This window comes from Desulfobacter sp. (assembly GCA_028768545.1).
In the GTDB taxonomy this organism is placed as follows: Bacteria; Desulfobacterota; Desulfobacteria; order Desulfobacterales; family Desulfobacteraceae; genus Desulfobacter.
Window position 1 is genome coordinate 1912005 of sequence record CP054838.1, and the last position, 26853, is coordinate 1938857.

The 26853-nt window shown below is 47.2% G+C and carries 22 protein-coding genes and 2 pseudogenes; 11 read left to right on the forward strand and 13 right to left on the reverse strand.

Going from position 1 to position 26853, the window contains the following annotated elements; genetic code table 11:
- The first annotated feature begins 189 nt into the window (after positions 1-189).
- From HUN05_09200 to HUN05_09210, 3 genes are all read left to right on the forward strand, one after another.
- Positions 190-1359: an IS4 family transposase gene (locus HUN05_09200; protein WDP87997.1), complete on the forward strand. Its 1170-nt coding sequence runs from the start codon at positions 190-192 to the stop codon at positions 1357-1359.
- Positions 1360-1803: 444 nt separating this feature from the next.
- Complete coding sequence (locus HUN05_09205; GenBank protein WDP85290.1) at positions 1804-3723, forward strand: hypothetical protein; 1920 nt, start codon at positions 1804-1806, stop codon at positions 3721-3723.
- Between the two features lie 357 nt (positions 3724-4080).
- On the forward strand, positions 4081-4956 hold the full coding sequence (locus tag HUN05_09210; protein ID WDP87998.1) for a methylenetetrahydrofolate reductase: 876 nt from the start codon (positions 4081-4083) through the stop codon (positions 4954-4956).
- Between the two features lie 147 nt (positions 4957-5103).
- On the opposite strand, the gene HUN05_09215 is transcribed toward HUN05_09210, so the two are convergent.
- On the reverse strand, positions 5104-5973 hold the full coding sequence (locus tag HUN05_09215) for a LysR family transcriptional regulator (protein WDP85291.1): 870 nt from the start codon (positions 5971-5973) through the stop codon (positions 5104-5106).
- A gap of 316 nt (positions 5974-6289) precedes the next feature.
- On the opposite strand from HUN05_09215, the gene HUN05_09220 reads away from it, so the two are divergent.
- From HUN05_09220 to HUN05_09245, 6 genes and pseudogenes are all read left to right on the forward strand, one after another.
- Complete coding sequence (locus HUN05_09220; protein WDP87999.1) at positions 6290-7459, forward strand: IS4 family transposase; 1170 nt, start codon at positions 6290-6292, stop codon at positions 7457-7459.
- A 50-nt stretch (positions 7460-7509) separates the two neighbouring features.
- Positions 7510-7734: an antibiotic biosynthesis monooxygenase gene (locus HUN05_09225; GenBank protein WDP85292.1), complete on the forward strand. Its 225-nt coding sequence runs from the start codon at positions 7510-7512 to the stop codon at positions 7732-7734.
- A gap of 70 nt (positions 7735-7804) precedes the next feature.
- Positions 7805-8546: pseudogene (locus HUN05_09230) on the forward strand (SDR family NAD(P)-dependent oxidoreductase).
- Between the two features lie 21 nt (positions 8547-8567).
- Positions 8568-9442 (forward strand): annotated as a pseudogene (locus HUN05_09235) (B12-binding domain-containing radical SAM protein).
- Between the two features lie 90 nt (positions 9443-9532).
- Entirely contained in the window at positions 9533-10102 is a 570-nt protein-coding gene (locus HUN05_09240; GenBank protein ID WDP85293.1) for a peroxidase-related enzyme, read from the forward strand.
- Positions 10103-10176: 74 nt separating this feature from the next.
- Complete coding sequence (locus tag HUN05_09245; GenBank protein WDP85294.1) at positions 10177-10965, forward strand: DUF169 domain-containing protein; 789 nt, start codon at positions 10177-10179, stop codon at positions 10963-10965.
- Between the two features lie 109 nt (positions 10966-11074).
- On the opposite strand, the gene HUN05_09250 is transcribed toward HUN05_09245, so the two are convergent.
- From HUN05_09250 to HUN05_09260, 3 genes are read right to left on the reverse strand one after another with little or no spacing between them, the layout of a single operon-like run.
- Complete coding sequence (locus tag HUN05_09250) at positions 11075-12367, reverse strand: OsmC family protein (GenBank protein WDP85295.1); 1293 nt, start codon at positions 12365-12367, stop codon at positions 11075-11077.
- Positions 12368-12408: 41 nt separating this feature from the next.
- Positions 12409-12657, reverse strand: coding sequence for a ferredoxin family protein (locus tag HUN05_09255; GenBank protein WDP85296.1), 249 nt, complete (start codon positions 12655-12657; stop codon positions 12409-12411).
- 38 nt (positions 12658-12695) lie between these two features.
- Complete coding sequence (locus HUN05_09260) at positions 12696-13379, reverse strand: 4Fe-4S binding protein (GenBank protein ID WDP85297.1); 684 nt, start codon at positions 13377-13379, stop codon at positions 12696-12698.
- Positions 13380-13482: 103 nt separating this feature from the next.
- Here HUN05_09260 and HUN05_09265 point away from each other — a divergent pair, with 103 nt between their 5' ends.
- Both HUN05_09265 and HUN05_09270 read left to right on the forward strand, forming a co-directional pair.
- Positions 13483-14394: a LysR family transcriptional regulator gene (locus tag HUN05_09265; protein WDP85298.1), complete on the forward strand. Its 912-nt coding sequence runs from the start codon at positions 13483-13485 to the stop codon at positions 14392-14394.
- A gap of 428 nt (positions 14395-14822) precedes the next feature.
- Positions 14823-15173: an alkylphosphonate utilization protein gene (locus HUN05_09270; GenBank protein WDP85299.1), complete on the forward strand. Its 351-nt coding sequence runs from the start codon at positions 14823-14825 to the stop codon at positions 15171-15173.
- Between the two features lie 59 nt (positions 15174-15232).
- On the opposite strand, the gene fdhF is transcribed toward HUN05_09270, so the two are convergent.
- The 9 genes from fdhF to HUN05_09315 form a co-directional block, all read right to left on the reverse strand.
- Positions 15233-17281, reverse strand: a complete 2049-nt coding sequence (fdhF, locus tag HUN05_09275; GenBank protein ID WDP85300.1) for a formate dehydrogenase subunit alpha — start codon at positions 17279-17281, stop codon at positions 15233-15235.
- Positions 17282-17337: 56 nt separating this feature from the next.
- Entirely contained in the window at positions 17338-18165 is an 828-nt protein-coding gene (locus HUN05_09280; GenBank protein ID WDP85301.1) for a 4Fe-4S binding protein, read from the reverse strand.
- 1 nt (position 18166) lies between these two features.
- On the reverse strand, positions 18167-18559 hold the full coding sequence (locus tag HUN05_09285) for a hydrogenase iron-sulfur subunit (protein ID WDP88000.1): 393 nt from the start codon (positions 18557-18559) through the stop codon (positions 18167-18169).
- Positions 18560-18616: 57 nt separating this feature from the next.
- Positions 18617-21673 carry a CoB--CoM heterodisulfide reductase iron-sulfur subunit A family protein gene (locus HUN05_09290; GenBank protein ID WDP85302.1) on the reverse strand — a complete coding sequence of 1019 codons (3057 nt, stop codon included), beginning with the start codon at positions 21671-21673 and terminating at the stop codon, positions 18617-18619.
- Positions 21674-21689: 16 nt separating this feature from the next.
- Positions 21690-22073 carry a response regulator gene (locus HUN05_09295; GenBank protein ID WDP85303.1) on the reverse strand — a complete coding sequence of 128 codons (384 nt, stop codon included), beginning with the start codon at positions 22071-22073 and terminating at the stop codon, positions 21690-21692.
- Positions 22074-23321, reverse strand: a complete 1248-nt coding sequence (locus HUN05_09300) for a response regulator protein (protein WDP85304.1) — start codon at positions 23319-23321, stop codon at positions 22074-22076.
- Positions 23322-23384: 63 nt separating this feature from the next.
- Complete coding sequence (locus tag HUN05_09305; GenBank protein WDP85305.1) at positions 23385-24059, reverse strand: response regulator; 675 nt, start codon at positions 24057-24059, stop codon at positions 23385-23387.
- Between the two features lie 274 nt (positions 24060-24333).
- Positions 24334-25731: a sigma-54-dependent Fis family transcriptional regulator gene (locus tag HUN05_09310; protein WDP88001.1), complete on the reverse strand. Its 1398-nt coding sequence runs from the start codon at positions 25729-25731 to the stop codon at positions 24334-24336.
- A gap of 256 nt (positions 25732-25987) precedes the next feature.
- A complete protein-coding gene (locus HUN05_09315) occupies positions 25988-26728 on the reverse strand; it encodes a ParB N-terminal domain-containing protein (GenBank protein ID WDP85306.1) in 741 nt (246 codons plus the stop codon).
- Positions 26729-26853 lie beyond the last annotated feature (125 nt).

Genomic DNA, 26853 nt, shown 5'->3' on the forward strand with positions numbered 1-26853 from the left:
ATATTGTCCTCAGAGAAAATTATATCAGGTCTGCAAAAAATTCAGATAACATATTAAAATCCAGTAGTGTCCGGTTAGGTTGTTGCGTATAAAAAGCATCTAAAATCATTGAAAAAACAGTCTGTTTTGTGTTGACAAATGTGCGTAAAAATTTTTGTGCGCCTTGAAAACTTAACTCAAGGAGCTCAAATGACGCACATCTCAGTCCCTAAAAAACAACTACGGTCCCTGAACTTTGACAATTTCAGGTGCCCTCTGATAAAGTCACTTTCAAAAGCACCGGAATTACAATCTCGAGGAGACCGCCCTTTAAAAATGACATTCGAAGACCAGATAAATGCTTTGGTTTATTTCCATCTTCAGGAGCACAAGTCTGCCCGACATTTAATTCAGGATCTCAAGGAGAATGTTTTTGCTAAAGAAAATATTGCGCCAGACGGTGGTATCAGCCGTAGTAGTTTCTGTGAAGCCATCAATCACAGGGGACTCGAACAACTGCAATTTATCTTTGAGGATCTTTATAAACAGGCTCTTGAGTGTCATCCGGGTGAACACGCCGAGTTAGGAGAGTTGGTTTCCATTGACGGTAGTCTCATAAATGCAGTCCTTTCAATGCACTGGGCGAACTACAGAAAAGGAAGTAAAAAAGCCAAAGTACATTGCGGATTTGACATTAATCACGGAATCCCAAACAAAATCTTTTTGACTGAAGGCAACGGCGCTGAACGCACTTTTGTTCCCAAAATACTTTCCAAGGGGCAAACAGGTGTTATGGATCGTGGATATCAATCCCATAAAGAATTTGACCTGCTTCAGGAGCAAGGCAAACATTTTGTCTGCCGTATAAAAACCAGGACAACAAGAACAATTATTGATAACCACGAGACCCCTTCCGACAGCTACATTTTTTATGATGCACTGGTTAAACTTGGTACTCCGAATCAAAACCAGACGAAAAGGCCTGTTCGGGTTGTTGGCTATAAAATTGCTGGCGTCAAATACTATGTGGCAACTGACAGGCATGATTTAACAGCGGAACAAATAGCAACAATTTATAAACTCCGGTGGACCATTGAGGATTTTTTCAAATGGTGGAAAGAACATCTGAAGGTATATCATCTCATTGCCCGCAGTGAATACGGCCTTATGGTTCAGATTCTTGGCGGCCTTATTACTTACCTGTTACTGGCAATCCATTGCCAAAAACAGTTTAATGAAAAGGTCACGATCAAAAGAGTTCGGCAGCTGCGAACCGCCATTCTAAATGACCTGTTTGGCTGCGAGGAGCAGGGCTCTCATAGTTCAAACAGGGACAATATTGTCAAAGATCAAAAAATTATTGAGCAAGCAAAAACCTAACCGGACATCACTGATTAAAATCTGAATTTTTCAAAGAGCAGATACAAGCGGGATTATAATGTTTTATTTTTATCTCCTGTGCGTGGATGATTTCAAAACCATTTTGATATGATCAACACGATTCCTGTAGACGGTTATCACATGGTCTATGCTCAATTTACCAGTTGCTGCCGTTTTCATGACTTACTTTTTTATAGGAAATTGGAAGGATACGACTACAGTCATCACTTCCTTGGCGGTTATAAGATAGCCTTTCTGGGGTTTTCAATAGCGGATCCATGGGAGAAAATGTATTTCAATGCAAAAATCCCATTGTTTGTTTTGATATCCCTATGTTATTAGAATCTTTGTGATAAAAATTGTATATTGGAATTCTACTATGATATAGAATAAACACTTTATATATGGACAAATTATTTAACAATTAAAAATTGAGGAGAGATCATGGGACTTAAAGAAGAGTTGGAAGAAAAAGCAGAAGAGTGTGATGCACCCGAAGAGTACATTGGCGTTGCCAAAGAGATTGTCGAGGGGCTGGATGACAAGGAATGGGCGGCCGAGCTTCTTGAAGAGGGCGCTGAATGGGCTGAGACCTATGAGGATGCGGTAACCTATGCCACGGCTGCCAAGGAAATCATCGGTGATGATGAGGTGGTTTCCACCTTTCTGGAAAACGGAAAAATGCTCTGCTCCAAACCGGCTGATTTTCTGGCTCTGGGTGCGGCTGCCGGCAAGCTCGGCCTTGAAGATATGGCCAAGGAAATCACCGATGCTGCCATGGGCAAATGCGTAAAGCTGACTGACTTTCTGGAGCTGAGCAATTATCTGGCCACCGAAGCCAATGACGCTGATATGGCCCAAAAGGTTCTGGACAAGGCCTTTGACAAGTGTAAAAAACCTGAAGATTTTGTCTCTTTTGCCAAGTCCATGGTTGAGATGTTCGAGGACAAGGCCAAGGCCAAAGAGGTTTACACCAAGGGGATGGACGCCGCCAAGACCGCTGCGGATTTCAATGCCCTGGCCGCCGGTGCCATCAGCGACCTGGACGACAAAGACCTTGCCCGGGCCATTTTTGAAAAAGCCTTGGGCTCCCTTGAAAAAGGGGACGAACTGCTCAAGTTTGCCCAGATTGTTAAAGAGCAGCTGGATGATAAGGACTTTCTCCTCTCTGTCTACAAAAAAGCAGAAGACCAGTTTTCTGAGTTTTCAGACTATCTGAAACTGGCCAAGGAAGGATACGAAAATACCGAAGACAAGGCCTTTGCCTCAAGTGTATACCAGAAAGCGGCGGCCACCAATCCTGACTGCGGCCAGCTGGTGGCCCTGGCCCTTGCTCTGTCCAAGGATCTTGGGGACACGGACGCTGCCATTCCCGTGCTCAAACAGGCAGAAGGCGCCATTAAAAATAATGATGATTTTATCAAGACGGCAGATGCCATCCTGGAAATTGCCGCCCAGGACAAAGAGTGGGCAGAAGCGGTTGCCTTTCAAAAGGCAAAACGCGAAGAGTTCAAAAAATTGTACAATGACTTCAGCCTCAAAGAATCAGAGTATACCACCTGTTTTCCCATGCGCGGCCTTGCTGCCGAAGTGGTCAAGGAGACAGGAGATACCTATTATGCGGCTAAATTGTACAAACTGGCTGAATCATTTACCCTGCATTTCAGTGATTATATCAAGCTGGCCGCAGCTGTTCACCAGGACCTTGGTGACGAGGCATGGATCAGGGAGATTTATACAAGCCTTGTTGACAAGTGCAAAAGCTTTGGCGACTACAACACCCTGACCTCTGCCATTGCCGATACCCTTAAAGATGATGCATGGGTTAAAGAGATTTATAAAGACCTTGGCAGCAAAGCGGTTGACAATGGCGACCAGGTCAAACTGGCATCGGTTGCAGTTGAAAAATTTGACGACAAAGAATGGGCCAAGACGATCTTGGATGACCTGGAGAAAAAATGCACCAGCCTTTATGACTATACCTTTGCGGCCGGAGCCTTTCTCAATATCTTAGAAGACCGGGATCATGCCCTGAGCCTTTATGAAACCGCTGAAACCCTGTGCGCGGACAAGCAGGAATATGCCCGCCTGGTGGGCATGGTCAGTGCACAGACAACCGATAAGAGCATAATCGCCTATCTTTTGAACCTGGCCCGGAAAAAACTGACCCGGTTCAATGATTTGATTTTCCTGGCTGAAACCTATGCTCTGGCGGCAGGGGATGTGCAGACGGCAACTGCTGTGTATGAAGATGCCGAGAAAAAAGCCATTTCCAACCAGACCCTGTCCCAATTGGCTACCAGCATTTCCAACCGGCTGAATGATGCCAAGTGGACATCCAGGATTCTGGGGAAAATTAACTAGAAAAGACAACCTGACGGCCCTGGTTTTAATTAACCAGAGGCCATCCATGATATCAAAACCAGTTGCTGGGATTTTTCCGGCAGCTGGTTTTGTGTTTTAGGTTGCGATTCAGATGACGTAATTTTGCGACCCGCAATTTTTAAGGTGTCGATTCTGCACTCTTTGAACCCTGTGTTTTTTTTGGGGGCCCTTGGAATAAACCTGGGGTCTGCCTTTAATATATAGCGCTTTGACGATCCGGTTGAAAATTTTGTTTTCGGGTATGTTTTTTGCTCGGTTTTTCTATCCTTAGGTAAAATCATGGAAACCCCATGGCATTTTTAAATGATGGGCTTATGCTTTCAAAGGAGACAGATGATGCGCGTGCCAGCCTTGTACCGGGATAAAAAACCGGTGATTTCGTTTGAGTTCTTTCCGTTCAGAGATTCTAAAACCCAAGAGACATTCAACCGGGTTATTGATGGACTATCCCCCTTGACTCCTGACTATTATTCGGTCACCTTTGGGGCCGGGGGCTCAAACCGTGAGGGCTCCTATGATACGGTAAAGACCCTTATTAAGGACAGGCAATTGCCCACAGTGGCCTATATTGCCGGATACGGGTTAGGCCCTGAGGATATCAGGCAGGTTTTGGACCATTACCAGGACCTTGGGGTTGAAACCATTTTTGTTCTCAGGGGGGACAAACCCAGGGAAGAGGGCTTCACCCCCCATCCGGACAGCTTTGCCAATGCCTCTGATCTGATTGAATTCATTCGGTCCAACTATAGATTTTCCCTGGGATGTGCAGGTTATCCCGAAGGCCATGTTGAGGCCAAGACCCTTGAATCCGATATCCAGTTTTTAAAGCTCAAGCAGGACAAGGGTGCCGAGTATTCAGTGGTCCAGTATTTTTATGACAATGAATTTTATTTTTCCTATGTGGATAAATGCCGTAACGCCGGGATTGAAATTCCCATTATTCCGGGCATCATGCCGGTATATACCTTGAAACTGACAAAAATTTTATCCCGGGTCTGCGGGGCTGCCATTCCCCCGGCGCTTCAAAAAAAGATTGACGGGGTGGATCCGGACAATGCGTCTGCCGTCCTGGACATGGGCATTGAGTATGCCCTGGGTCAATGCCGGGGCCTGCTGGAAAAAGGGGTGCCGGGCCTTCATTTTTACACCATGAACCGGGACCGTTCCACCTGGGAAATTGTTGAGACCTTAAAAAAGGAAAATCTAATTTAATCCAGCCGTCCAAAGATCATAAAAGGATTCAGCTCCAAGGTACTCAGACCCCAAGCGCTATTGTATTGGTGCCAAGCCCCAGGGGATGAATCCTTTTATTACGTTTCCCCCCCCTAACCCAAATTTTCATTTCAGCAAGGTTCCGTATCAAGCCCGCTTTTGATTGCTGATTTCCGCTTCCAGGTAACTGATAAAAACATCTCTGGCGTTGTTTTGTTTATTTTTGTCTGTAAAAACTGCGATGGAGAACATGGGCAGTTCCGGCAGTTCCAGCTTGGAAGGCGCCTTTATCAAGCCTTGCTTTAATGCACCCATCGGTAAAACAGACAACCCCATGCCTGCCTGTACAGCGGTCTGAATGCTTGAAATGGATGTCCCTGTGAAAACTATTTTCCATTTCCGGTTTTCTTGTTCAAGGGTTTGGGTGGCAAGTTTTCTAAAATGGCAGGGAGACGGCAGCACCACAAGAGGCAGGGTGTCATCTATGTCAAATTCCATGCCTTTTCCTATTGTCCAGACTAATGGTTCCTGAACAAGCACCCGGCAGCTGCCCTGGTACATATCCTTTCCGGCAACCACCAGATCCAGATCGCCTTTTTTAAAGGCTGGGATGAGACCTGTGCCCAAATCCATTTGAACTTCAAGATAGATATTGGGATATCGTTTTTTGAACTGGCTGAGGATACCCGGCAATAGTTCGGGCAAAACATAATCTATCAGTCCGACACGGAGAAGGCCGGAGGCTTTGGGGGCGGTTAACTGGCTGACCGCTTCGTCATGGGCTGACAGAATCCGCTGTGCATGGGCCAGCAATGTTTCGCCCACATGGGTCAGGGACAGATTTTTACTTGTCCTGTTGAAAACCTTGGCATCCAAACGTTCTTCGAGCCGGCGGATTTTTGTGCTGACGCCTGCCTGGGTCAGGCCGATATTATTTCCGGCCCGGGTAAAGCTTTTGGTTTCAGCAACCTGCTTAAAACAGCGCAGCATGTTTATGTCCAGATCAATGGGTATCATGGGCGTCATAATAGTTTGTTATGGTTTGTATGACAACTATTAATTTGTATTATTTTTAACCGCTTGTATAATTCAATCCAGTTGGAGATGGCTCTCCAATCTGAATTTGTTAAAAAAATCGGCACCTTAATATCGTGGGAGCAGGTTGGGAAAATGATCACCCAGATTGTCAAATTTAATGTAAAACCCAGTAGTGTCCGGTTAGGTTGTTGCATATAAAAAGCATCTAAAATCATTGAAAAAACAGTCTGTTTTGTGTTGACAAATGTGCGTAAAAATTTTTGTGCGCCTTGAAAATTTAACTCAAGGAGCTCAAATGACGCACATCTCAGTCCCTAAAAAACAACTACGGTCCCTGAACTTTGACAATTTCAGGTGCCCTCTGATAAAGTCACTTTCAAAAGCACCGGAATTACAATCTCGAGGAGACCGCCCTTTAAAAATGACATTCGAAGACCAGATAAATGCTTTGGTTTATTTCCATCTTCAGGAGCACAAGTCTGCCCGACATTTAATTCAGGATCTCAAGGAGAATGTTTTTGCTAAAGAAAATATTGCGCCAGACGGTGGTATCAGCCGTAGTAGTTTCTGTGAAGCCATCAATCACAGGGGACTCGAACAACTGCAATTTATCTTTGAGGATCTTTATAAACAGGCTCTTGAGTGTCATCCGGGTGAACACGCCGAGTTAGGAGAGTTGGTTTCCATTGACGGTAGTCTCATAAATGCAGTCCTTTCAATGCACTGGGCGAACTACAGAAAAGGAAGTAAAAAAGCCAAAGTACATTGCGGATTTGACATTAATCACGGAATCCCAAACAAAATCTTTTTGACTGAAGGCAACGGCGCTGAACGCACTTTTGTTCCCAAAATACTTTCCAAGGGGCAAACAGGTGTTATGGATCGTGGATATCAATCCCATAAAGAATTTGACCTGCTTCAGGAGCAAGGCAAACATTTTGTCTGCCGTATAAAAACCAGGACAACAAGAACAATTATTGATAACCACGAGACCTCTTCCGACAGCTACATTTTTTATGATGCACTGGTTAAACTTGGTACTCCGAATCAAAACCAGACGAAAAGGCCTGTTCGGGTTGTTGGCTATAAAATTGCTGGCGTCAAATACTATGTGGCAACTGACAGGCATGATTTAACAGCGGAACAAATAGCAACAATTTATAAACTCCGGTGGACCATTGAGGATTTTTTCAAATGGTGGAAAGAACATCTGAAGGTATATCATCTCATTGCCCGCAGTGAATACGGCCTTATGGTTCAGATTCTTGGCGGCCTTATCACTTACCTGTTACTGGCAATCCATTGCCAAAAACAGTTTAATGAAAAGGTCACGATCAAAAGAGTTCGGCAGCTGCGAACCGCCATTCTAAATGACCTGTTTGGCTGCGAGGAGCAGGGCTCTCATAGTTCAAACAGGGACAATATTGTCAAAGATCAAAAAATTATTGAGCAAGCAAAAACCTAACCGGACATCACTGTGTAAAACCGGAATATTGCGACGCTTTTAAAAGCGCATTGATCCAAGATAAAAAAAATGCTGAGCAGGAGGCCGGGTATATTCAAATGCTGCTTTTTGCAGATCAAATACAGCCCAATCTTATTTTCTGCTACGAAGTCTGGGAAGACCAGGATGCCCTGGATTACCACCGGGAGCATCCCTATACCGTAAAAATATGTCAACTGGTGGATACGGCCCTTGTATCTCCGGTGGAAATCCTGGCCAGGCCGGCACCCTTTTAAGCGAGGCCTTAGCGGGCAATATGGACCCATGAATTTTGTAACACCAATTGATTGATAGAAGGGGAGAATCATGCAAAAAACCATTATGATCACCGGCGCAACCGACGGCATTGGATTGGAAACCGCCAGAATGCTGGCAAGACAGGGACACAACCTCATAATCCACGGGCGGCAATTTGACAAGTTACCCAGGTGATTTTTCAAACCTCAAGGATGTAAAAGAACTTGGGGCGGCAGTGGCTCAAGACCATACCAGGCTTGATGTATTGATAAATAATGCCGGTGTTTTCAGAGTTCAGAATCCTGCCACCCGGGAGGGGCTTGACCTGAGATTTGCCGTTAATGCCATTGCCCCCTACGTGTTGACCAAAAAGCTGCTGTTCCTGTTCTGTCTATCGGGCCGGATCATCAACCTCTCCTCGGCAGCCCAGGCCCCGGTGGACACGGCAGCCCTGGCAGGCCCTCCACGGCTGCCCGAGGGTGAGGCCTATGCCCAGAGCAAGCTGGCCCTGACCATGTGGTCATGCCATATGGGCCTAACCCTCAAGGAAAAAGGCCCTGCCGTCATTGCGGTGAATCCCGCCTCCTTTTTGGGCAGCAAAATGGTGAAAGAGGCATACGGGATTGACGGCAAAGATCTTGGCATCGGAGCTGACATTCTCTGCCGGGCAGCCCTGTCCCATGAATTTGCCTCAGCCTCTGGGCGTTATTTTGACAATGATTCCAAACGGTTTTCTTCTCCCCACCCCGATGCGCTCAACGATCTAAAATGTAAAACAATCATCCAAACCATTGAGTCGGTGCTGGCATAAAAAAAGACACAGGAGAATAAAATGAACTACCAAGGAAAAATATACCGGCCCTGGATCGAGGCCAACAGTCTGCTCATACAGATCACCCTGGGCTGTACCCATAATAAATGTACATTCTGTGACATGTTCAGGGAAAAAAGATTCGGAATCAGACCGCTTGAAGATATTTTCAAGGATATTGATGAGGCAAGACAGCTTTTTCCTCATGTGGGCGCTATCTTTCTCATTGACGGAAATGTACTGGCCCTAGAGACCGGATTTCTTTTAAAAGTGATTGAAAAGAGCAGGTCCACTTTTGATGAGTGCTCAAAGATTTCCCTCTACGCAGGGTTCAATGATCTTAGACGCAAATCCGTTTCAGAACTTTTTGACCTCAGACAGGCCGGATTGACCATGGCCTATTCCGGGCTGGAATCGGGCCATCCTGAAATCCTTAAACGGGTGAAAAAAGGGCTGACCCCGGAACAGGCCCTGGCCGGGATGGAACATGCAAAAGCTGCCAAAATTGATGTATTGCTCTCCTTTATCTTCGGGCTGGGGGAAAAGAGCATTCCTTTGAGCATATGGTTCAAACCACACGGCTACTCAACCTGATGAAGCCCGAAGAGATTGCCCCCATGGCCCTGGCGGTGCAGTCGGGAACCGAGCTGGCCAAAGAGATTGAGGCCAAAAAATTCATCCAGGCCACCCCCCTGCAGATTCTTGAAGAGGAAAAATATCTTCTTGAAAACCTTAGGGACTTTACCACCTTTTACTGGGGGGACCATGGCAACAATATCGTGTCCTCCAAAGGCAGGCTGCCCGAACTTCAGAAGGACTTTCTTGAAAAAATAGACCAGGCCATTGCCACCCACCCGGCAACCCAACATAAGGTGCTTAAAACATTTGCATGGTAAGTCATGCCGCGGTTGGTGGTTTTGTAAGAGAATATTAAAATCTGCATATCACCCAAGAACAATAATCGTAAATTAAAAGGATTAAATGAGATGAAACAAAACATCAGCCGGTACCCTGTACCTGAATTTGAAGATCTGCCCGAGGACCTCAAGGAAATTTTCCTTGCCGTAAAAGAGAAGATGGGATTTATGCCCAATGTCTTGTTTGCCCTGGCCCACCGGCCGGAGGAACTCCGTGCCTTTCTGGCATACAACGAGGCCCTGATGAACAGGGAAAGCGGGCTGCCCCCTGCCGACAAGGAAATGATCATCATTGCCCATTCCAATTACAATGGGTGCACCTATTGTGTCCAGTCCCATGGTGCGGCCCTTCGCCTTGCCATGAAAAATCCCCGGATCGCCGACCAGGTGTCGGTAAATTATCATGAAGCAGATATCACCCCCCGCCAGAAAGCAAAGATTGATTTTGCAATGAAGATGACAAAGGAGCCCGGAACAATCAATGAAACAGATTTTCAGACCCTTCGGACCCACGGGTTCAGTGACGAAGATATCTGGGATATTGCGGGCATCACAGCCTTTTTTAATATGTCCAACCGGATGATGACCTTTGCTGGGGTCCGCCCGGATGACCAATTTTATATGATGGGCCGCCATTGATCTTTTCATACAAATGCCGGTCCAATCGAGATCATGGGAAAAAAGAATCGTCTTAAATCAGAAAGGAAAACAAAATGACAAACTGGAAAGAACTTAATAAAGACCTGAACGAACTGCTGCAGCTGGACTCCCGGGGTATCGCCGTAAAGAGACTGGAAAAAAAAGAGGGGCTTGGGAATATCCCGGGGATGGAAAGGCCTGAATCTGCATTTACCTTTTGCCAGCTGCCCTACCTTGTCAGAAAACAGGGCAAAACCATCGGTATCACACAGGAGGATGCCAAACCCCTGGCAGATAAAATGCAGTTAAAATACCGCTGTTTGAGAATCCAGGGCCTGGCCCCGGTCGACCAGGAACAGATAGACAGCGAAGCCAAGGGGTTTGCCGGGTTCTGGTTCAATGATTATGAAACGGCAAAACAGGCCGTTGGCAGCTATCCTGTACCATCTCCCATTGAAGCCCTGGCCCTGAGTCCCCTGGATGAGGAACGATTTGAACCGGAATATCTTTTGATTTATGCCAACGGCGGGCAAATGACCCTGCTGATGAACGGACTGCAGTATTATGAATATGAACGGGTGGAATCAAGCTTTTCAGGAGAAGGGTCCTGTACAGACGCTCTGCCCCGGTGCGTGGCCACCGGCAAGCCCTCCCTTTGCCTGCCCTGCCTGGGGGAAAGAAGTTTTGGCCGGGTCAATGACGATGAAATGGTGCTGGCCCTGCCTGCCGACCGGCTGGACCGTACGGTCAAAGGGTTGAAAACCATGAAAGAGACCGGCCTTGCCTATCCTGTGGGCCACCAGGAATCGGGCATGGATGTGACCTCTTTGTTTACCAACTGGTATCCTGTTCAAGATCATTAACCCCCAAGGCGCCTGCTGTATCATAAACAGCAGGCGCTTTCTGGATGATAAAAGCCGCCACAATTTTCAACCCTATACCGACAAAGGGGCCGCCTTGATCTTTTTCAAACTATTTGATGATCCTTCCATTAAGGTAGACATCTGATTTCATCTCTGTCTCATTTTGAATGCCTTCACCCGCAAAACACATTTGAAGGGCTTGTTTTGCATAATGGGTCAATGCCTCTTTTGCTGCGCCACTTTTTACGATAACTCTGGTGGTCACATCATCCAGGTGACCTGCCATGGCGGGGGTCATAAAATGATCCTGCTGGTAGTTAAACTGGTGTTCAACTCTAAAATCATCGATATTGATCCCCTTTTTTTGAAAGTACATTTTATTGGCAGTCAGCTGACTCATCAGACAAAAGGAAGTGCCTATGGTAAAATAGTCCCTTGATGTCGGTGCCTTGTCTATCCCCTCATACCCCCGACTGTCATCGGCATAAAGCGCCCATGTCTGGTAATTTTCAGTCAGGGATTTTGCCCTTATTTTATGCAGGTATGGCCGAGACGCATCCTCTGCCGATTCGGCTATGCAGATTTCAGTAAATATAAATGGGTTGGGGAAATCATGCATATCCAGTGTGAGATCTTTTTCTATTTTTATTGTTTGCAGATCCAGATCCTCTGTTACATTGGTGATGGTGAGACCATTATCCACAGAGATTGGGGATTTTACTTTACCGGGACGAGCTTGCAATCCACCCCAGTCATCGGCATTGATAAGTATCTTCACATCAATTGTTGTTTTATTTGCCAGGCCCTCACCAACCGCCCAGGCCTTCAGTGCTTTTTCTTTTAACGTTTTTATTTTTTCAGGCGATTCACCGCTTTTGATCAGAATATTAGAGATCACCTTATCCGTATACCCGGACCAGTGATCGCTCATCGGATCAGCCCATCTGAAAAAAATTTTTGATTCTACTTTTACATCTTCAACCTTTAAATCCAATAGTTGTATCAACCTTTCAACCTGGGTCAACAAGCTTGAAGAGGCTCCGGCAGCATAATAGGTCAGAGGATTCGGCGCGGTTTGGTGATGTGCTGAACCGCCCTCGTCACTGACAAGTTCCCATGGGCTGAATGAATCTTCGCCAACAGGCTTTACCATCCCTTTTTTAAGAAAAACAGCCTCTTTGCTGACTATGTTTTGGGTGGTGGTTGCAATATTTTCACAAATAGCCCCGTTGACAGGAACGGCTTTTACCGGCGTAAATGTTGTCGGGCGCATATGATTGTCCAGCCGGGTTTCAACCTGATAAACTTTTGGGCGCTGGGATAGATCATCTTGTGCCTGCGCTGCACTCAGTGACATAAGAAGTGCCGCTATGATTGACAATATACTTAATTTTGTTTTCATTTTATGTGTTCCTTGTTCATAATTAATTTATTTTTGATGAATTAAACGAACTGAATCGCTCGTTCATGGCAGTATTTGATGCACAGGCCGCATTCCACACAATTTTCAAAATTCACGGCAAAGGATTTTACTCTTCCTTTGATCTTTGTTTTAAATTTCCCCAATATTTTCAGGGAATCATACTCATCGGTTGTGATTTTTCTAAGTTCAAACACCTGGTTTGGACAGGTATCCAGACACTTTCCATCACCGTCGCACTTGTTCATATTGATCTTAATTGTTCTATTCATCTTTTCTAAGGCGCCTTTAAGACTTTATTATCAGTCGGTTAAATTGTCTTTGACAGTTGAATGGCATCCTGGGGGCAGGCCTGGATACAGCTGCCGCACTCATCACACCGGGAGCCATTGACCGTGTAGGTTTCTTCGCCGGGAACAATGGCTTTGAAGGTACATCTGTCATAACACTCCCCGCATGCAATACATTGATCCGGATCAATATGAGTCCCGGCCGGGTTGACGGTCTCACCGCCAAAGGCGAATCGTTTACGCAGCAGTTTATGATCACGGGTCTCCATCTCGAAATCATAGTCAAACAGCTCTCCTTTTCCTTTAAAGATGCAAAAAAGTTTCATTGCCGGGTAACGGGCAGCCTCTTGCCGAGCATATTCATGGATCTGACTGCCTGCTGTCGCTTTCCTTTTTAATTCGGAGTCTGAAACCTCGCAGGTTTCACCTGTAACCCGTACAAAAAAGCCCGGCGGCCAATATGGCTGCCCATCTTTATTTTGGCCTTCTTTTCTGCCCGATGGATATATGCCGCAGATGGAAATTTGCGGATTGCTTTTAAGCTGGCGATAGAAGGGCTTTACATTCATGGTCAAAAAGTAAATACCCTGATCATCACCGCCGCAGATGCTGATGATCCGACTGTGCATCGTTTTTCCGTCAAGGGTGGTAGCCGATAAACTCCTGGTTTTTGCCAGGGCTGAACAGATTTCTTTTAAGGTCATTTTATTATTCGCCTCTTTTTTAAAAATGAAGGTCTCTGTTGGTTTTAATTTGATTATGCAAATTTTATTGCATCTAAACAACAGATGTGTTCTCATGTTACACATGAAGAAAATCGATTGGTTATCCCTGGATGGAAAAAGTCTGCGTGTATTTATCACCGTAATGGAAGTCGGCACGATCACAGGTGCTGCGGATCGACTCGGCATTACTCAATCTGCTGTCAGCCATACGGTGGAAAAACTACGAAAGATTTTAGGAGACCCCCTTTTTATCCGGGCAGGAAGAACAATTTCCCCGACAGTGTATGCACAACAGATCGTTGAAAAGGTAGAAAAAATTTTAGATCAGCTCCAAGGCCTTGTACAAACTGCCTCATTTTCACCTGCTGAAAGCGAAATAGACCTGGTTATCGCTGCCAATGATTTTCAGAGCAGCCTGCTTATGCCCCTGTTCTATGAGCAGGTCAAAAAAAAACTGAAACGCTTCACGCTCAAGGTGATTTCACCCCATTTGCCCTCGGCCGAACTGCTGCGTGACAAAAAATGCGATTTGGCCATTGTTGGATTCAGTCCCGACGCACCTGACATAATTCAAAGGGCCCTTTTCACCATGAACACGGTCGTTTTTTATGATCCAGCGGTGAGGAAGGCCCCCAAAAATATGAGGGACTACCTAAATTCCAAACATATCGGGCTCTCATTTCTCCAGAATTTTAAGGGCGGGATAGATGATTATTTAATCACCCGGGGGCAACAGCGCCAAGTTGATATTTTTGCCCCCAATTTTTCCAGTGTTGCCACCTATTTAAAGGGAACTGATATGCTTGCGACTCTGCCATCCCTGATGGCACTCACAGAAATGCGTGGTTTTGCCTGTTCTCCTTTGCCTTTTCAATTTTTGTCGGGAAAAATGAATATGATCTGGCATCAATCCTATCAGGAGGATGAACCGCACAAATGGCTGAGAAAGCAGATGGTAAAAGTTGTTAATGCTATTCTTGAAAAAGAATCATAACCCAGGGACAGATTTTTTTTCACAGTGGGGGCGGATGACTGCACTCGAGGAGAGTGGGGTGCACCCATGGGGTATTGAGATTGGGGATTGTCTGAAGTGCAAAAATGATTAAAAAACAGGGTCCCGCCTCCGGGATCTTATAAAAGGTTTGACACTTTGCTAAACAAAACGTAGATTTCTATCCTGAATATTTTACGAATCGATTTTGCTTTAGCTGTATGGCGTCAGGCCGTCAAGCCCTAATGTTTATACTGCAAAAGGCTGCAACGCCGCAGATGAGGTGAAATATTCGGGCGATCCTTATGGATACAATGAATGATGGATACAATGAATGCGTTTTTCATTTGTCCGTATCATGGGTGATACCTGTGTCACTCCATGAAAATAATATTTTAAATTAATTTATACAATGAACCAGGAATTTTGCCATGTCAGACGAACAACATATCTGTCCCAAATGTAATTCACCTTATGCCTATCCCGATGGACTTCTGTGGATATGCCCCGAATGTGCCCATGAGTGGGTACCTGATCAGGCGTCTGATGCACCTGAGCAAGAGGCGTCCCAATTTCTCGATGCCAATGGTACTCCCTTGCAGGATGGAGATACCGTCACCACGATCAAAGACCTCAAGGCCGGGAAGGATACAATGAAGCTGGGTACCAAGGTGAAAAACATCAAACTCCTTGATGACCCTGTAAACGGCCACGATATTTCCTGTAAGATTCCAGGTTTCGGCGGTATGTACCTTAAATGTTCCGTTGTTAAAAAGGCGTAAAACAAGAGACTGAAACAAGGCGGTGTCCTTTAAACCGGACACCGCCTTAAACTTTTCGTCTAGTGAATCAGCCGTTCTAACTTAACGGCCCCGACCTTGAATTCGGGAATTTTGGCCAACGGGTCAAACGCCTTTGAACTGGTCAGGATATTGGTGGGGTTTTCACCAAAATGAATGGGCAAAAACAGGTTTCCGGGTTTCACATCCCGGGTGATCCTGGCCGGCACCTCCATCTGCCCCCGCCGTGAGGTCAGCAGCACAAGATCGTTGACTTTAATCTTGAGGTCTTCGGCATTTTTGGGGTGGATTTCCACATACCCGGTTCTCTGCTCCACGTCCAGATGCTTTGATATCCGTGTCATGGTCCCGGTATGGAAATGGGCAAACATCCGTCCTGTGGTCAGTAAAAAAGGATAGTCTTCACAGGCCAGTTCAGCCGGATCCTTATATTCCACAGCATGGAACTTGCCCTTGCCCCTGGCAAATTGCTCCTTGTGAAGATAAGGGGTGCCGGGATGATCCTCGGCGGGGCAGGGCCATTGCAGACCGTTGATCCCAAGCCGTTCGTAGGTCATTCCCCCATAACTTTTTTCCGTGAGACCGGTCATCTCGTCGAAGATTTCTTCGGCAGACTCATAGGCCATCTCATATCCCATGGCCGTGGAGAGCCGTGAAAAGATTTCCCAGTCCGGCAGGGCGTTGCCCACAGGTTCAACCGCTTTCTGGGTGAGCATGCACCGCCGTTCCGTGTTGGTAAAGGTGCCTTGTCGCTCCCCTAAAGCGGCTGAAGAGAGGACCACGTCAGATACCTGGGCGGTTTCCGAAAGAAAGATATCCTGGGTGACCAGAAAGTCCAGTTTTTTCAAGGCATGGTTGAGGTGGTTCCAGTCCGGGTCACTCAGTTTGGGATTTTCTCCAATCACATACAAGGCCCGTATTTTGCCCGTGTCAATGGCTGATATCATATCGGTGATGGTCATGCCGGGCTTGTCTGAAAGTTCACAATTCCAGGCCTTGGAAAACTTTTTATTGGCCTCAGGATCATTCACAGGCTGGTACCCGGTGAACACGTTGGGCAGTCCGCCCATGTCGCAGGCGCCCTGGACATTGTTCTGGCCCCGTAACGGATTGACGCCCCCGCCTTTTACCCCTACATTTCCGCAGAGCATGGCAAGGTTGCAGCAGGATTTAACATTGTCCACCCCGGTGGTGTGCTGGGTGATACCCATGGCGTAGAGCAGGGCTGCAGGAGAATTCTGGGCGTAAGTCTCAGCCATTTTGATGATATCTTTTTCCGGCACCTGGGTGATTTTAGAGACCCGGGCCGGGGTATAGGCTTCAAGGGTGGCGGCCAGGGCCTCAAAATCCTCGCACCGGGTCTGGATATAGTCTTGGTCATGCCAATTGTTTTTGACAATAACATGCATCATTCCGTTGAGTAGCGCCACATCAGAGCCCAGGCGGTGGTGGACGGTCAGGTCTGCCAGCCGGGCCAGCTGGATATTTCTGGGGTCGGCCACAATGAGCTTGGCCCCGTTTTCCTTTGCCTGGATAATACGGCTGGCAATGAGCGGGTGACAGGCTGTGGTGTTGGAGCCGATCACAAAAATCACCTGGGAATCATGTTCAAACTCGGCAATGGAGTTTGTCATGGCTCCGCTTCCAAAAGCAGCGGCAAGACCTGCCACTGTGGAAGAATGTCACAATCGGGCACAATGATCTATGTTGTTGGTGCCGATGGCGGCCCGGGTGAATTTCTGGGCCAGATAATTTTCTTCATTGGTGATTTTGGCCGAGACCAGCACCCCGATCGCATCCGGGCCGTATGTTTCCTTTACCCTGCCAAGGCCTTGTGCTGCGGTGCTGATCGCCTCTTTCCAGGTGGCTTTTTCAAATTTTCCATCCTCTTTGATCAAAGGGGATTTTAACCGCATATAGCTGTTGATGTATTCATGCAAACTCCATCCCTTGATGCACAATTTGCCCTGGTTTACGGGATGGGATTTCAAGGGCAGGGTGGATTCTATTTTTCTGTCAATGACTTCGAACAAGACCCCGCACCCGGTTCCGCAATATGAACAGACTGATGGTACAAATTTACAGTCCATGGTTATTCTCCTTGTATATAATTGCCTGATCGACAATTTATGTGTTCAACCATTGATTAGGCATCCAATGGTTTGAGCTGGGCTTCAATCTTATCCCCGATGATGCTGAAAGGGGAGTTATCCAAACCGCTTCCCGGCTGGAAGTCAAAAATGTCAGATACAATTTCATTGGCCTCCCGGTAGAGAAGCCGCAAGGGGATATGGGCGGGGCAGGCATCCTCACACAATCCGCAGTCAATACACCGGCCGGCCATATGGGTGGCACGGACCAGATGGAAAATGGGGACTTCAGGAGGAAGCCTCCCCGGTTCGATCAGCCCTTCATGCTCAAGGCTGCACTCTTTGCAAAAACATACCGGACAGATATTTCTGCACCCGTAACATTTGATGCATTTATTAAATTCATACATCCATCTTGAAAACCGGTCCTTGTTTCCCATGGTGTCCAAAATACTCTCTGGTGAGGCGTTATAATCAATTCCATGTTCTTGTTTATATTCACCCGTGGTTTTAGGCGCAAGGTAGGAACAGTCGCCATGGGCTTTGAAAGGGGAGGGACAGCAGTTCACCCCGATGGTTTCAACTTTTTTTGGGTCCAGCTGATTCCAGGTATACAATACGTTCAATGTCCTCTGGTTGCAGTCCCTGGCAATCAGCCCGATCTTAAGATCCGAATCTTTTTTGGCCAGATGAATGGCCACCTTTTCAAGGGGGTATCGGTTCCGGCTGACACACAATCCTTCAAGTTCGTCCAGATTGTCCCGGGTATATCCATGGGGGATTTTATGGCCGCAAAGTTCCCTGTATCCCAGGAAAATATCCACCCGTTCCTGGACAAGCCATTGCCGGGCCTCCTGAATGATTTTTAATTTGGCAGTATCCATTTTATCTCACTTCCTGGGCCATTGCCCTTAAAGGGTTGGGACCCATCTCTCTGATTTTTTCGGTGAACCGGGTCACCACCTCAACATATTTTTGGGCCTCGGCTGATGAGATCCATTCAAGGTGGAGACGTCCTTCAAGTCCCATGAACTTGAGCAGTTCCTGGACAAAGGCCATGCGTTTAATGGTCATATGATTACCTGACAGGTAATGGCAGTCGCCGATATGTCAGCCGCCGACCAGGACACCGTCCGCATTGCTCTGCAGCGCCCTCAGAATATGGTGGGGGGATACGGATGCGGAGCACATCACCCTTACCGGCATGATATTGGCCGGGTATTGGAGGCGTGAGACCCCGGCCAGGTCGGCCGCGCCATAGGCACACCAATTACACATAAAGGCGATGATTTTGGGTTCAAATATGTCTGCTTTCACTGGATAACTCCTTATATTTTAAGCGCTTAATGCGCTTTTAATCTGCACATAGAGCTGTTCATTGTTAAACCCTTCCAGGGTCAGGGCTTCGGAGGGACATGCGGCCGCACAGGCCCCGCATCCCTTGCACAACGCATTGTTGATCTCGACAATGGATTGGTCCTTGTCCATTGTGATGGCCCCGTAGGGACAGACCTTGATGCAGCCCTGGCAGCCCGAACAGAGCTGGGGGTTGACCCTGGATACGATTCCGCCCACAAAGATGGTATCCCGTGCCAGGGTGGTCACGGCTCTTGAGGCTGCGGCCTTGGCCTGGGCAATGCTCTCGTCCATGGGCTTGGGATAGTGGGCCATGCCGCAGAGAAAGAGCCCGTCCGTGGCAAAATCAACGGGCCGCAGTTTTTGGTGGGCCTCTAAAAGCCAGCCGTCAGCGTCGCAGGTGACTTTGAATGCCTGGGCCAGTTCCTGGTTCTCATGGGCCTCAATTCTTGAGGCCAGGCAGAGCAGATCCGCGTCAATACTGAGCCTGCGGTCCAGGACATGGTCGGTGAATTCAACGGTAACGCATTGGTCGCCTGACTCAACAACAGGTTTATGATCGGGCTCGTACTGGAAAAACAAGATGCCCATATCCCTGGCCTGTTTGTAGATCATTTCCCGTTTGCCGTATGTCCTGATATCCCTGTACAGGATGATGACATTGGCATCGGGGTTTTTTTCTTTCACCTGGATGGCCGAATGGATGGAATGGGTGCAGCAGACCTTGGAGCAATAGGGATGGTTTTCATCCCTGGACCCCACGCATTGGATAAACACCACATTGTCCGCCCGGTCAATCCGCGGGTCTTTGTTTTTGAGCAGCCCGTCAAAATCCAGGTGGGTAAACACCCTTTCATCTTTTCCGTAGAGGTACTCCTCAGGCTTGGATTCCCTGGCACCGGTGGCCAGAACCGCCACCCCGTGCGAAATGAGATGGTCTTTTTCATCCGTGGATACACAGGTGTTGAAATTGCCCACAAATCCCTGGACCTCCTTGATTTGAGCTCCCAAAAAAACCGTGATCAGGTCTGAGGCATCTATCTGCTGGATCAATTCTTTGACATGGCCGGCAATATTTTCATTCATATAGGTGGTAAAAAGCTGCCTTGTATTGCCGCCCAGGTATTGGTCCCTTTCCACCAAAGAGACGGCAAATCCCTGGTTGGCCAGGGACAGGGCGCTGGTCATCCCGGCCACCCCGCCGCCCACGACCAGGGCAGACCTTGTCACGGGCAGCTGGGTTTCAAACAGAGGAGACAAAAGAAGGCTTTTTGCCGCTGCCATGCGGACCAGGTCCATGGCCTTTTGGGTGGCCTTTTCAGGGGTCTTGGAATGAACCCAGGAGTCCTGGTTCCGGATATTGGCCATCTCAAGAAGATATCTGTTCAGGCCGGCGTTGATCAAGGTTTCCTGGAACAGGCCTTCATGGGTTTTAGGCGAACAGGCTGCCACAACCACCCGGTTGAGCCCCTGGTCTTGAATCACCTCGGCCATTTTGTCCTGGGTATCCTGGGAGCAGGTAAACAGGTTCTCTTCGGCATAGGTCACCCCGGGAAGCGTTCGGGTATACTCAACCACGGCGGGTACATCAACCACCCCGCCGATATTGGTGCCGCAATTGCATACAAACACCCCTATTTTTGGAAATTCGCCTCCAAGGTCTCTTTCCTTGGGAATGGTTATGGCCCGGGTCAGGGTATGTCTTGCCTGGGAGATCTTTTCCCCTGCTGCTGCCGCGGCAGAGCTGGCCTCCATCACGGACTGGGGAATATCCTTGGGACCGGTGAGCACACCGCAGGCAAAAATTCCCGGAACCGAGGTGGACACGGGATGAAAGTTGTCCGTCTGGATGAAATTATGGGCATCCAGTTCAACACCCATGGTGGCGGCAAGGGCTGCAGAGGCCGCGCTGATCTGAAGACCTGTGGACAGGACAACCATATCAAAGCGTTCATCTTTCATGATCCCTGATCCATTGGCATACCGTAATCGTATGCCGTTTTTGTCCTTTTGGGGTTCCACTGAGTGGACCCTGGACCGGATAAAGCGGACCCCGCCTTTTTTTGCATTTTCCACATACCGGTCAAAATCCTTGCCCTGGGTTCTCATGTCCATGTAGAAGATGGCCCGGTCCAGGGGCGCAGCGCTGTGCTCTCCTGCCATGACCGCTTGTTTTACCGCGTACATGCAGCATACGGATGAGCAATACCCGTTTGAACATCTGTTTTCATCCCTGGACCCCACGCATTGGAGCCAGGCGATTTTTTTGGGGTGGGTCTTATGCTTTTTGTCCGAGGGCAGGCAGAGGTGACCGCCGGTGGGGCCTGTGGCTGACAGCACTCGTTCAAATCCCATGGAGGTTACAATATCCGGATGCTGGGAATAGCTTAAGTAGTCCAGAGAAGAGGGATCAAAGGAATCAAATCCCGTGGACAGGATAATGGACCCCACATGGATGGACAATTCTTTTTGGGTGTCCTGATAATTGATGGCCCCGGACGGGCAGATTTTTTCACACAGCCCGCATTTGTTTTTATTCAAAAACAGGCATTGGGTATCGTCAATGGCGTATTTGAGGGGCACTGCCTGGGAATAGGGCACATAGATGGCCTTTCTTTTGCCCAGGCCCTCATTATACTCGTCATCCACTCGTTTGGGGCATTTTTCAGCACAGAGTCCGCAGGCAATACATTTGTCCGGATCCACATACCGCGGGTGCTGGGTGACTGCAACTTTAAAATTTCCCTGTGACCCTGAAACCCGGGTGATTTGAGCAAGGGTCAAAAGTTCAATATTGACATGCCGGCCGACCTCGACCAGTTTGGGGGAAATAATTCACATGGCACAGTCATTGGTGGGAAAAGTCTTGTCCAGCTGGGCCATTTTTCCGCCAATGGCCGAAGATCGTTCGACCAGGTAAACGTAAAATCCTGAATTGGCCAGGTCCAATGCGGCCTGCATGCCGGAAATACCGCCTCCGACAACCATGGCCGATCCCTGAAGGCCTTCCGGCCTGATATCCTGTAGAGTTTCCATTTGAGTATTCATATCTTTAATTTGTTTGGGTATCTGATTCCTTGAAAGCGTTTCGAACCGCAATGATAATGTCGTCGTCATTAAAGGGTTTTGAAATATAATCGTTGGCCCCAAGCTTCATGGCTTTGACTGCATTTTTAACGGTTGAGTATCCGGTGATCACAACAACATATAATTGGGGCTTGGCTTTTTTGACCTTTTCTAAGATCTCCATCCCGTCTATGTCTTTGAGTTTCATGTCAAGCAAAAGTACATCATAGGGCAGTTCCATAACCGTTTTAAGGCCGTTAACACCCGACAGGGAATGGTCACATGCATATCCCATTTCATCCAAAATCATCTTACAGCCTTTACAGATGACGTTTTCATCATCTATGATCAATACTCTTTTTCGGTTCATTCATCTGCCTTTCGTAATATGTTCACCCTGTTCATTTAAAATGGGAAGTTTTATGGTGATCAAGGTACCGCCGGCCTGCTGGCTCATGATCTCAATATTTCCCTGGTGATTTTTGATAATACCGTAGCTCACGGCCAGTCCAAGCCCCGTTCCTTCGGCCTTGGTGGTATAAAAAGGTTCAAATATTTTTTTAAGTTTATCCTGGGGAATCCCGTATCCGTTATCCTGGATCTTGATGATGGCCATATGGTTTTCCACGTCCATTCCGGACCGGATGCTGATGATCCCTTTTTCGTCCAAGGCCTGGACAGCATTGAGCAGCAGGTTGATGACCACCTGTTCGATCTGGTTGTCGTCCAGTTGAAAGTTGATAAGGTTGGGATCCAGACGCTTTTTGATCTGGATTCGCTTGATTAAAAATTCGTTGTCCATGAGGGCTAAAGACCGTTCGATCACGGTATTGATATTGGCATCCACTTTTTCAGGCTTTTTTTCCCGTGAAAAATCAAGGAGCCCCTGGATGGTTGTTTTACACCTCTGGGTCTCGCTCATAATGATTTCCAGCCCCTCTTTAAAGGGGCCGCCTTCATCGGCTTTTTTATAGAGGTTGGAGCTGTAGAGCAGGATCCCGGTCAGGGGATTGTTGATTTCATGGGCGATCCCGGCAGCCATTCTTCCTAGAGAGGAAAGCCTGTCAATCTTGGTGGCCAGTCGATTATACTTGAGGGTATGAAATTTGATCCGGTCATTATGCTGGATGGCGCATGCCAGCTGTTCGGTCACAGCCTCGATGAAATCCAGTTCTTCCGGGGAAAACTCTTTTTGTTCGCCAAAATAGCCCCGGATACACCCGAACAGGACATTATCAAAAACCAAAGGCACATCCACCATCATCTGGATGCCTTCGTCCCAGGCTTTTTGGGGATATTTAATCCGGGGGGCATTCATGATATCCGTGATAATATGGATATTGGCTTCTCCCTCGGGCCAGGGCATAAAATCTTTGCCCGACATGGGTTCGAGTTCCAGGTATTTTTCATCAATGCCATAGGAGGCCTGGATTTTAAAAATATTGGTTTTCTTATCCAGGATACACAAGACCATCCCTTTGGCATTGAGTCCCCGGGTGGTGCTCGACACAATGAGTTTGAGTACCTCTTTCATGTCGGTTCCGCTCTTTGAATGGACCAGCTTGCTCACTTCTCTGAAAGCACGATAAAATGTTTTAAATTGTGGTAAGTCAGTCATAGTTATCTCTTTGCGTTTAAGAGTTTCAGTCGGATATTTTAGGGTTTCAGCCAGAAAAAAAGGTTACCAGGCTTCCCTTTCCAGGCGTTTGTAAACAAACATCAATTGTTTCTGGGTCAGCTCCCCGATGTTTTCATTGATCCATTTTAAGTCACCTGAGGCAATGGCGGATTTTGCAGGGGAAGAGAGGGCATATTCCGACAGGGCTGCGCTACCCTGTTCCATGAGAGAAAGCCAGAACCCGGGGTCTTCGCTGGTCCTGTTCAGCACCTTTAAGACTTCGCGTTTCTGGATGGACGGATCCTGCGCCATGCCCATGGATGAATCAATTTCCTTCATCCTGTGTTCGGCCAGAGCCTTTCTGATGGAATCCTTGATCTGTTCTTCGGTAAAGGGTTTGGCTATGAAATCATGGGCGCCCAGCTTCATGGCATCAACGGCCAGGGCACTTGTGGCATACCCGGTCATCACGATTACCTGGGTCTCGGGCCGGGTTTCCTTGATCCGCTTTACCACCTGCATGCCATCAATATCGGGCAGCCTCAGATCGGCCATGAGAAGGTCGTAATCATACTGGCCCATGGCGGCCATCGCCCCCCGGCCTGTTCCCTCAAGATCAACCTGATACCCTTGTTCACCCAGTATCATTTTTAATCCCTTGGCCACATTCAGGTCGTCTTCCATCACCAAAATATGGGATTCATCTGTGTTTTTGTTTTTTTCCTTTACGGCAGTCATATCTGCATCCTTTCCTTAGGGTTTGGGTTACAAATCCTAAGTTGCATTTGCCGTGCCGGAATGAGCCAATGAATTTTAAAGTTTTATTTTAGTGTTATTTCAATAAGTTACGCTTTTGGGCGATTGAGAATTACGACCCTGTAGTTTGAAAATTTTAAATTTCGTATAAAAAAATATATGGGAAATGAAAAAAATCAATGGGTTGGGGAGGAAATGCCCAAAAACAGGGGGGTATAAAAAAAAATACGATATATATAAAAATATATGGTTTTAACTATTTTGAATATTTGATCTGGTATTTTTTCATGAGGGTTGAAAAATTTGACCGCTGCATGCCTACATTTTTAGCGGCCCGGGAGATATTCCCGTCGGCATTTGAAAGGGCCTGTTTTAAAAAAGAGACTTCGATTTTTCCAAAATGGTTTTCCAGAAAAGATTTTTTAGCGGCCTTGAGCTCATTTAGGTTTTTGGGTGTTGACAGGTCCGTGAAATCGGTTTGTCTTTTTATTTCCAGGTGTTCGTACAAAAATTTTTGGTTTAACTGGGGCCCGTCAGACATTATCACAAGCCGTTCCACCACATTTTTCAATTGCCTGACATTTCCGGGCCAGTTGAAATTGACAAGGATTTCCAATGCCTGGTCTGAAAATCCCTTGATTTGTTTTCCTGTTTTTCGGCAGAACCGTTTTAAAAAATAATAGGCCAGCCTTGGAATATCATCTTTTCTCTCCCTCAGGGGCGGAATCAAAACAGGAAAGACATTCAACCGGTAAAACAGGTCCTGGCGGAATTTTTTTTTGCCCACCATTTTTTTAAGATCCACATTTGTTGCGGCAATGATCCGGGCATTGGTCTTTTTCATCTGGCTGGATCCCACAGCTTTAAACTCTCCTGTTTCCAGCACCCGGAGCAGTTTACCCTGAATATCCATGTCCAGATTGGAGACCTCGTCCAGAAACAGGGTGCCAGGAGAGGCAATTTCGAAAATCCCGGGGCTGGTTTTGTCTGCCCCGGTATAGGCCCCTTTGACATGGCCGAACAACTCATTTTCCAGCAGGGAGGCGGAAAAGGTGTTGCAGTCCACTGCCAGAAACCGTTCACTGGCCCGTTTGCTCCGGGCGTGGATGGCGTTGGCAAACAACTCCTTGCCCGTGCCGCTCTCTCCGTCCAAAAGCACTGTGGCTTCCATGGGGGCCACCCGTTCTATCTTATGAAAAACATCGACAATCTTTTGGTTTTCTCCGATGATATTATCAAAACTGAATTTATCGTAGAGCTGTTTTTTCAAAGAAAGGTTTTCCTGCACCAGCCGCCTGCTTTCACAGGCCTTGTCAATGGCCTTTAAAATTTCTTTGTCGTCAAAGGGCTTGGTAATATAATCAAAGGCCCCGTTTTTCATGGCATCCACGGCATTCTCCACCGTTCCGTGACCGGTCATGATGATCACATAGGTCCCTGATTTCTCTTTGTTGATTTTTTTTAGGATATCAATGCCGCAGATGTCCGGAAGCCTGATGTCCAAAAGGATAATATCAAAGCAATTGTTCGATATTTTTTCCAGAGCGTCCAGGCCGGATAATGATATGTCAGCCTCATACCCTTCTTCTGAAAGAACCAGCTGGCACCCGTTGCAAATATTGGGTTCATCATCAACAACTAAAATTTTTTCCATATTATTCAGGCTTTCAGAGGTGACATCCAAAATTATTGACCCCTGTCAATGTTTTTGTATCCTTGACCCGTTCCCACCAGATGATCATGCCCTAATCCGGGAGGGGGCGATAGTGTTTATGGCTTTTTTTCAACAGTATAAACCAGGGCAGACAGATCTTCAATATCTGATTGACAGCAGCCTGACCCTTTTTGCAGGTCTTCTCTGCCCTGGTCTGCTCGCCCGTACATCCCATTGAGATTGGGCGAGGTGAACATCAGCTTTCAATAAGTTCGATGATTGATGTCATATCGGCCAGGATTTTTTCTTTGGATACATCTTCATATCCCTCATACTTGATCCGGGTCAGTTCCTTGAGAAACCGGCCCAAAAGCTGGGTGTATTTGGCCGCACCCCCCAAGCCGTCGGTTGCACGACCCTTGATTTCACCACTCTCTCTCCGGAGTTCCTGAATGTCATTAAAGGCCTGATTAATGGACTTTTTACCGGTCTTTACCTGATCCTGGATCTGCTCATCCCCGTGTTCCATTACCTTTCTGGCTTTGTTCACCTTGGCCGGACTGATGCCCAGTTCCTTTGCCCGGTCCTGGTTCAATGCCTTTTGGGTCTTTTGGGGCGCCTCTTGTTTGTCTTCTCCTGAACCGTGGATACTATCTAAAAGGGCCAGGCATTTGAGGATGTTTTCATCGGAGATGTTCCGCCGGTTCCGCTGGATGTGAAAACTGTAGAGCAGGGCATCATCCTCGTTTTCAAATGATTTGAGGACAACCGGAACCTTTTCAAGATCCAGATCCCTTGCCGCGGTAAACCGGGTATGGCCGTCCACCACAATGGATTTTTCCTCCCAGACCACAAGGGGGAATACCGGGTCAAATCCGTTGGCCTCCATATCCTGACGTATGGCGGTCAGGGTCTCCTGTCCAATGGGGAAAAGGGAGTCAAAAGGCTCCCGGGTATTTAATGAACCTGTTTCGACTATCTTGGGGCTTGCATCCATAAGTTTTGTATTTCCTAAATATTGCGACGGTTGCATGGGGTTGTATTCAGGGTGTGGGTTATACCTGAATTCCAATAAATATTCAACGATTTGAATTCCCCTGCCGGCCAATGCCATCCATCCAG

Excerpts from the sequence above, each read along its gene's own strand:
- HUN05_09240 (WDP85293.1), top strand. The coding sequence starts at position 9,533 with ATGAAACAAAACATCAGCCGGTACCCTGTACCTGAATTTGAAGATCTG.
- HUN05_09265 (WDP85298.1), top strand. The coding sequence starts at position 13,483 with ATGAAGAAAATCGATTGGTTATCCCTGGATGGAAAAAGTCTGCGTGTA.
- HUN05_09215 (WDP85291.1), bottom strand. The coding sequence starts at position 5,973 with ATGATACCCATTGATCTGGACATAAACATGCTGCGCTGTTTTAAGCAG.
- HUN05_09305 (WDP85305.1), bottom strand. The coding sequence starts at position 24,059 with ATGACTGCCGTAAAGGAAAAAAACAAAAACACAGATGAATCCCATATT.
- HUN05_09310 (WDP88001.1), bottom strand. The coding sequence starts at position 25,731 with ATGGAAAAAATTTTAGTTGTTGATGATGAACCCAATATTTGCAACGGG.
- HUN05_09250 (WDP85295.1), bottom strand. The coding sequence starts at position 12,367 with ATGAAAACAAAATTAAGTATATTGTCAATCATAGCGGCACTTCTTATG.
- HUN05_09280 (WDP85301.1), bottom strand. The coding sequence starts at position 18,165 with ATGGATACTGCCAAATTAAAAATCATTCAGGAGGCCCGGCAATGGCTT.
- HUN05_09300 (WDP85304.1), bottom strand. The coding sequence starts at position 23,321 with ATGACTGACTTACCACAATTTAAAACATTTTATCGTGCTTTCAGAGAA.
- HUN05_09315 (WDP85306.1), bottom strand. The coding sequence starts at position 26,728 with ATGGATGCAAGCCCCAAGATAGTCGAAACAGGTTCATTAAATACCCGG.
- HUN05_09245 (WDP85294.1), top strand. The coding sequence starts at position 10,177 with ATGACAAACTGGAAAGAACTTAATAAAGACCTGAACGAACTGCTGCAG.
- HUN05_09220 (WDP87999.1), top strand. The coding sequence starts at position 6,290 with ATGACGCACATCTCAGTCCCTAAAAAACAACTACGGTCCCTGAACTTT.
- HUN05_09260 (WDP85297.1), bottom strand. The coding sequence starts at position 13,379 with ATGACCTTAAAAGAAATCTGTTCAGCCCTGGCAAAAACCAGGAGTTTA.
- HUN05_09270 (WDP85299.1), top strand. The coding sequence starts at position 14,823 with ATGTCAGACGAACAACATATCTGTCCCAAATGTAATTCACCTTATGCC.
- HUN05_09200 (WDP87997.1), top strand. The coding sequence starts at position 190 with ATGACGCACATCTCAGTCCCTAAAAAACAACTACGGTCCCTGAACTTT.
- HUN05_09210 (WDP87998.1), top strand. The coding sequence starts at position 4,081 with ATGCGCGTGCCAGCCTTGTACCGGGATAAAAAACCGGTGATTTCGTTT.
- HUN05_09205 (WDP85290.1), top strand. The coding sequence starts at position 1,804 with ATGGGACTTAAAGAAGAGTTGGAAGAAAAAGCAGAAGAGTGTGATGCA.
- HUN05_09295 (WDP85303.1), bottom strand. The coding sequence starts at position 22,073 with ATGAACCGAAAAAGAGTATTGATCATAGATGATGAAAACGTCATCTGT.
- HUN05_09255 (WDP85296.1), bottom strand. The coding sequence starts at position 12,657 with ATGAATAGAACAATTAAGATCAATATGAACAAGTGCGACGGTGATGGA.